8 protein-coding genes and 2 tRNA genes are annotated in these 6,681 nt (G+C 60.8%); 3 read left to right on the top strand and 7 right to left on the bottom strand.

Translation table 11 applies throughout. From position 1 onward, the window contains the following. Positions 1-40 precede the first annotated feature (40 nt). Positions 41-193, bottom strand: coding sequence for a phage holin family protein (locus tag H8S62_RS18430; RefSeq protein ID WP_186920285.1), 153 nt, complete (start codon positions 191-193; stop codon positions 41-43). Continuing rightward, complete coding sequence (locus tag H8S62_RS18735) at positions 148-354, bottom strand: phage holin family protein (protein WP_423788680.1); 207 nt, start codon at positions 352-354, stop codon at positions 148-150. The genes H8S62_RS18430 and H8S62_RS18735 overlap by 46 nt, the downstream gene beginning before the upstream one ends. A gap of 66 nt (positions 355-420) precedes the next feature. On the opposite strand from H8S62_RS18735, the gene H8S62_RS16360 reads away from it, so the two are divergent. The 3 genes from H8S62_RS16360 to pdaA all read left to right on the top strand — a co-directional run bounded on the left by H8S62_RS16360 (position 421) and on the right by pdaA (position 2,929). Next, on the top strand, positions 421-801 hold the full coding sequence (locus H8S62_RS16360; RefSeq protein WP_155149185.1) for an isopeptide-forming domain-containing fimbrial protein: 381 nt from the start codon (positions 421-423) through the stop codon (positions 799-801). Between the two features lie 301 nt (positions 802-1,102). After that, positions 1,103-1,744 (top strand): hypothetical protein, encoded by a 642-nt coding sequence (locus H8S62_RS16355; protein ID WP_186920284.1) that lies wholly within the window; start codon positions 1,103-1,105, stop codon positions 1,742-1,744. 363 nt (positions 1,745-2,107) lie between these two features. Then, positions 2,108-2,929, top strand: coding sequence for a delta-lactam-biosynthetic de-N-acetylase (gene pdaA, locus H8S62_RS16350; RefSeq protein ID WP_186920283.1), 822 nt, complete (start codon positions 2,108-2,110; stop codon positions 2,927-2,929). A 54-nt stretch (positions 2,930-2,983) separates the two neighbouring features. Here the strand turns inward: pdaA and H8S62_RS16345 are convergent. The 5 genes from H8S62_RS16345 to H8S62_RS16325 form a co-directional block, all read right to left on the bottom strand. Further along, positions 2,984-3,060 (bottom strand) — tRNA-Met (locus tag H8S62_RS16345). Positions 3,061-3,064: 4 nt separating this feature from the next. Beyond that, positions 3,065-3,151: transfer RNA gene (locus tag H8S62_RS16340), tRNA-Leu, on the bottom strand. 332 nt (positions 3,152-3,483) lie between these two features. Next, complete coding sequence (locus H8S62_RS16335; protein WP_186920282.1) at positions 3,484-4,932, bottom strand: FAD-dependent oxidoreductase; 1,449 nt, start codon at positions 4,930-4,932, stop codon at positions 3,484-3,486. Between the two features lie 127 nt (positions 4,933-5,059). Beyond that, on the bottom strand, positions 5,060-5,401 hold the full coding sequence (gene rplQ, locus H8S62_RS16330) for a 50S ribosomal protein L17 (protein WP_155149201.1): 342 nt from the start codon (positions 5,399-5,401) through the stop codon (positions 5,060-5,062). 211 nt (positions 5,402-5,612) lie between these two features. Then, complete coding sequence (locus H8S62_RS16325) at positions 5,613-6,560, bottom strand: DNA-directed RNA polymerase subunit alpha (RefSeq protein WP_155149204.1); 948 nt, start codon at positions 6,558-6,560, stop codon at positions 5,613-5,615. Positions 6,561-6,681 lie beyond the last annotated feature (121 nt).

The raw sequence follows: 6,681 nt of genomic DNA, 5'->3' as shown, positions 1-6,681 counted from the left end.
GAAGCGGGCAACGGATTATCCGTTCCCCGCTTCTCGCATTTTATCCGGTCTTCTCGCCCTTGTCTGCCTGGGACCGCATTGCCTCCAGCATATTCTTCAAAAACCCCGGCAGGGGCATACCCATCAGCCCCAGGTTCTCCAATACGCTCAAGGTCTCGTTGGCAGCGAAGAACAGGCACACCGCCGTCCGCACGTAGGCGGCCCCAGCAGCTTGTCAAGCCACACGGAGGCCAGGACCAGCATCAGGATACCCCCCTTGCGCAAGAGGCCCTTAAAGCCCGCCCTGCTCTCCAGGGCGCCGCCCTCGCTTTTCGGCGAGCGCTTGAAGACTCCGGCCACCACCAGCCCGGTTATGTAGTCCGCCGGCTCACCCTGCGCAGCGCGCCTTCATACTATGGGAGTGAAGAAAGGGGCGACCATATGGCGGTCATCAATAAGCTCGACAACGCCGCGAGCATTACCTATGGCGGAAACACCATCACCAGCAACACGGCAACCACCCTGCTTCTGCTCGCGCCCACCATCGCAAAGGCGGTCGATAAACCGACGGCCGGCATCGGCGATACTCTGACGTACACACTCACCATCACCAACCTGGCGCTGAGCGCCCTCACCAATCTGCCTCTGACCGACACCATCCCCCAGGGTGCCGCCTATCAGACCGACTCGTTCAAGGTAAACGGGACGGCGGCCGCGCCCACTGTCACAGGCAATACGCTGACCTATACAATTCCCACCGTTCCAGCGGCGGGGACCGCGGTCGTCACCTTTCAGGTGTTGGTTAAGGGCGGGTCAACTTAACTGTATAAACAGGCAGGTTTACAACTGTTCCGCCGCCCCGGCGGGCTGGGTCTCAGCCCCCTATACGGCCTATCTGCGCAGCCGCGCCCAAATTTTCTGCCTCGGCAGGACCATTTTGAGCAATACGGTCATCGTGGGGCCGGACACGGAGGTCTGGTTCTGCATGTGACCGAACACGCTATGGGCGTATAAGCCCATAGCAGTTTTTTCATTAACCGCGCCGTTTTTAACAACGGCCACATGCCATCTTTGACGGGAGGTCGTGGGTATTTTGTCTTCTTATCCGCGCTGTGGAGCCGGAGTGCGGAGAATACGCATCTGCCGGGCCTGCCTGCGCTCAGCCCTGTCCAGGATTCATCTGGTGGACCGATGCCTGATTCTCTTTATGCTTGTGCTCCTGGGGCAGTCGGCCTACAGCCTGTTCTTCCATGGCGGCACGCAGGCGGGCGCGGGGGACATCGATATCATCGTGCGCACCTCCTCGGCGGCCATTTTCGGCTATTTTCTCAGTGCCAACTTCATCCGGCATACCCCGCCCGACGCAGCGCCGCGGCAGGACGCAGGGACAGCCGGCAGGCCCGTGGCGGAGGCGGGGAACAACAATACCGTCCGACCTAACGGCCTGCGCAGTCAAATCGGGTTCTTTTCACCATCGGATGCTCCGCAGCGGTTGCCGCCGCCCGATGCCGACAGTGCGGATCCACAGTCGTCCGCGCAGAAGAACAGTTCCTGCAACCGCCTGCAGATCATTGTGGCGGCCTCAATCGGCCTCTTTTGCCTGGTGACACTGCTTCTGATTCGCAACGTGGACCCGCGGGGCGGCAGCCCGGCCGGGTCCGCTGCCACCGTCGCGACGGTGGCACAGTTTCGTGATTTTGTGTCCGGCTGCGTCGGATTTCTGATCGGCTCCCCCACCCACTACAGCGGCCAGGAGGAGTCTTGATATATGGGTGCCGATTAGTTCACATAATGTTCACGAACCCTTTATAATTTGTCCAACTATTCCAGTCCAACCCGTGGTATCTTATAAGCACAGCAAGGGAGAACGGAGCGCTCCCGAGCTGACTCCTCATTTTTCATTCTTTCCCCCTCTCTTTCTCTTCAACACACACGGGAACTTCGGACCTGTCGAAAGGCAGGTCCGTTTTCCTGTCCATTTACAAAGGTCCCGGTTCCGACGATGTGGCGGAAACGGGACCTTTGTAAATGGTTCTGCGGTACAGATTTTAACAGCATGGACGCTACATAATTGTACTGCAATTACATATGCTGAACTCATACTCTATGATAAAAACGGGGGGATATCATGTCACATTCCAACCGCATCCGCAGCGCTGTGCGGGCGCTGACAGCGCTCTGTCTGGTGTTTGCGGCGCTGTTTGCGCTGTACACCGGGGACGGGTCAGTCTCCACCGCCGCACCGGCCGACGTGCCGGCCGCCGCCGACAACTGGGGACTCTCCTTCCCCACGGAGGGCGAATCCCCGGTGGGAAACGCCGACCCGGCCTATCTTGCCCAGTATAACGCCTATTATCTGGGCGATACCTCAAAAAAGGTGATTTACCTCACCTTCGACTGCGGCTATGAGAACGGGTATACCGCCAGCATTCTGGACACGCTGAAAAAACACAATGCGCCGGCGGCCTTCTTTGTGGTGGGCAACATGGTGCAGACTGCGCCGGAGCTCGTACAGCGCATGGCGGCGGAGGGACATATCGTGGGCAATCATACCTTCCACCACCCCGATATGTCCAGCATCTCCGAGCAGTCGGCCTTCCAGAAGGAGCTGGACGACCTTTCCGCACTTTACCGGGAGACCACCGGGCAGGAGCTCTCAAAATTCTACCGGCCGCCCCAGGGCAAGTATAGCGAGGAAAACCTGAAGCAGGCAAATGCCATGGGCTACAAGACCGTGTTCTGGAGCCTCGCCTATGTAGACTGGTATGTGGACGACCAGCCCACCCACGATCAGGCCTACTCCAAGCTCCTTCCCCGCATTCATGACGGTGCGATTGTGCTGCTCCACTCCACCTCCAGAACCAACGCGGAGATTCTGGACGATCTGCTCACCAAATGGGAGGGCATGGGCTATACGTTTGCCTCGCTGAACGAGCTGCCAGCGCTCTGAGCATACCGCACAGGATAAAAAAACCCCGGAACCACATGGTTCCGGGGTTTTTTATGGTTGCGGGGACAGGATTTGAACCTGTGACCTCCGGGTTATGAGCCCGACGAGCTACCAAGCTGCTCTACCCCGCGATATTGGTGCCGGAGACCGGGGTCGAACCGGCACGGGATCGCTCCCACGGGATTTTAAGTCCCGGGCGTCTGCCAATTCCGCCACTCCGGCATTTGCCGTTCCAGTCATCCGTGCTTTTTGGTGCTCAATTAGAATACCACAGCAGCCACGGATTGTCAACCCCTAACATGGAAAAACCCTTCTCCTTTCTCCGACAGCCTTCGCTGGAGGTCCCTCGCATCTTTTTGCAGCCCCAGCATATACTGATATGTGCATAGTAAAAAAAGAGAGGAGGAACTGCCTATGCCTGAGAAGAATTCCAGCGAGAGCGCCGACCGGCAAGAGCCCCTCAGCGACGTGGACGACCTCATTTTTTGCATGGACCCGGACTGGTTTGTCAGCGACCGCTAAAGGCAGCTCCGTTTGGCGGAGCTGCCTTTCACTTACGCCTCCCGGCGTGCGGGCAGGTGCTCCTGGGCGGGGCCGTCCAGGAGTTGCCCCCGATAGTCGAAACGGGAGCCGTGGCAGGGGCAGTCCCAGGTCTTCTCGTCAGGGTTCCACTCCAGCTGGCAGCCCAGGTGGGGGCACCGGACCGAAACCACGAACAGCTCCCCCGCCTCGTCGCGGTAGACGCCCGCCTTCTCCCCGTCCCACTCCACAACGCCGCCCCGGCCCGGCGCCAGCGCCTCCAGTTCCGCCCTGGGCGGGGTGAGCAGCGAGCGCGCAAGGCCCCTCACGGCCTGCCTGCCGTCCTCCAGCAGGTTTTTAGCCGATGCGGGCAGGTCAAAGCGCTTGGGGGAAAAAACCGCGCTGTCGGCCGCCTCTCCGCCTGTCACCAGCTCTGAGATGCGCAGGGCCGCCGCCATAGAGCTGGTCATGCCCCACTTCCCAAAGCCGGTGGCCACATACCAGTCCGGCGTGGAGCCGGAGAAGCGGCCGATATAGGGAATGCCGTCCAGGGGCATACAGTCCTGCGCGGACCAGTGGGCGCTCTCGCGGCTCTCCGGCCAGAACCGCTGGGCGGACTGGCGCAGCAGCTCATACTTCCCACCGGCGGTGTTCTCCCCCGTTCTGTGGTTTCCGCCGCCCAGGAGGAGAAGCTCCCCGCTCCGGCGGAAGGACAAGCCGTCGGCGTCGGTCCCCAGATACATCCCGCTGAGCTTCTGCGCCCCCTCCAGAGCCAGTACATAGCTGCGCTCCTGGTGCATTCGCAGGAAGTAGTATCCCGGCGCGTTGACGAAGGGGAAGTGGCAGGCGAAGACGATATGCTTGGCCCGGACGGTGCCCCGCGCGGTTCTCACCTCGCCGCCCTCCACGGTCTCCACCCGGGTCTTCTCATAGATGGTCAGGTCCCGGGCTATGGCCTTAAGGAAGTGCAGCGGGTGGAACCGGGCCTGGCCGTCAAGCCGCACCGCGCCCTTTACTTGGAAGGGCAGTTCGGTCTCAGCGGTGAAAGCGGCGCTCAGCCCCAGGCGGCGGGCCGCCTCAGCCTCCATGCGCATGGGCTCGGCGGCCTTGGAGGAATAGAGATAGGCCGGACAGTCCGTCCAGTCGCAGTCGATGCCCTTCTCCCGCACCAGTCGGCGGTACTCCTCCACCGCCCGCTGGTTGGCGGCGGCGTACTGCCGCGCCTTCTCCTCCCCCGCCGTGCGGAGGAGCTTGTCGTACACCAGACCGTGCTGGGCCGTGATCTTGGCTGTGGTGTTTTGCGTCTGCCCGCTGCCGATGCGCGCGGCCTCCAGGACAACGGACTCAATGCCCCGCTCCTTCAGATAGTATGCCGTCAGGATACCCGCCATACCGCCGCCGATGACCACCGCCTCCGCCTCCAGATCGCCGGACAGGGCTGGGCGCGGCTCCAGACAGGTCGTATCGCTCCAGATGGACCCCATGTTATCACCTCTGGCTTAGCCTTTGCAGCCGGGGCCCAAAATATTACATGCCGCGCCATTCCATCAATCAAAAGACCCCCGTGGGCTTTCCCGCAAATGCGGGAAAGCCCACGGGGGTCTTTATTCATTACACCAGCTGGACGATAGCCATCTCGGCGGCGTCGCCGCGGCGAGGCCCGATCTTCACCACGCGGGTGTAGCCGCCCTCGCGGGTCTGATACTTCAGGTTCAGCTCGGAGAACAGCTTCTTGGCCACGTCCTCCTTGGTGATGAAGGACAGCGCCTGACGGTAGGAGGCCAGATCGTTCTTCTTGGCCAGGGTAATCATCTTCTCGGCCAGGGGGGCGACCTCCTTGGCACGGGTAACGGTGGTCTTAATCTGGCCGTTCTCCAACAGGTATGTGACCATGGCGCGCAGCATAGCCATACGCTGATCGGTAGGCTTGCCGAGTTTACGATGTGCGGGCATTTCAAACACTCCTAAACAGGTTTCACGCACTCAGACGCGAAATCCTTTCAAAATTCGTCCTGAAGGGAGCGGTCTCCCTCTGGAAAGCGCCCACGAGGCGCGGGGACTGCCCGCAGCCGTGAGGGAACGTTACTTGCCCACGGCCGCCTTCCGGGTCATTCACGCCACGGGGCGCGAAACCAGGGGGTAATCAATACCCCCTGGAACGGGTTTAGTTCTCGTCGCTGGCCAGGCTCAGGCCCATCATCGCCAGCTTGTTGATGACCTCTTCCAGGGACTTGCGGCCCAGATTGCGCACCTTCATCATTTCGTCCTCGGTCTTGGAGATCAGGTCCTCCACGGTGTTGATGTTGGCGCGCTTGAGGCAGTTAAAGGAACGGACGGAGAGGTCCAGCTCCTCGATGGTCAGCTCCAGGACCTTATCCCGCTGGGCCTCGGCCTTCTCCACCACCGTGGACTTGTTGCCCATGGTCTCGGAGAGGTCGGTAAACAGCAGGAAGTGGTCGCAGAGGATGCGGGCGCCCAGACTCACGGCATCCCGGGCGGTAATGGTACCGTTGGTCCACACCTCCAGAGTCAGCTTGTCAAAGTCGGTGAGGTCCCGGACACGGGTGTTCTCCACTGTGTAGTTGACTTTGCGCACAGGGGTATACACACTGTCCACGGGGATGACTCCGATGATGTTCTGAGCGGCCTTGTTCCGGTCGGCGGTCACGTAACCGCGGCCGTGGGACAGCGTCAGCTCCATATTGAGGGAGGCATCGGGGCCCAGGGTGGCGATGTGGAGATCGGGGTTGAGAACCTCGACCTCGCCGTCGGCCTTAATATCGCCGGCGGTGACTTCGCATTCGCCGCTGGCCTCAATATAGACCGTCTTCACGCCCTCGCTGTGCAGCTTGGCGATGATGCCCTTCACATTGAGGACAATTTCCGTCACATCCTCCTTCACACCGGGGATGGTGGAGAACTCGTGCTGGACGCCGGCGATCTTGATGGAGGTGACCGCCGTGCCGGGCAGGGAGGAGAGAAGGATGCGGCGCAGGGAGTTGCCCAAGGTGGTGCCGTAGCCGCGCTCCAGGGGCTCAACCACGTATTTGCCGTAGGAGCCGTCACCCGGATTTTCCACACATTCAATGCGCGGCTTTTCGATTTCTACCATATGTTACCCTCCTTTTCGCCGCGGCGGATTGGGTTATACCCGCCGCGTGGTAGTGGTAGTTCAGCTCACCAATAATCGAGGGTAGTCTCTATCTAAGAGCCACACCGCGCTCATGCAGCCG

The organism is Lawsonibacter faecis (assembly GCF_014287675.1).
GTDB classification, from domain to species: Bacteria; Bacillota; Clostridia; order Oscillospirales; family Oscillospiraceae; genus Pseudoflavonifractor; species Pseudoflavonifractor faecis.
This window is presented reverse-complemented; position numbering and strand designations above follow the sequence as displayed.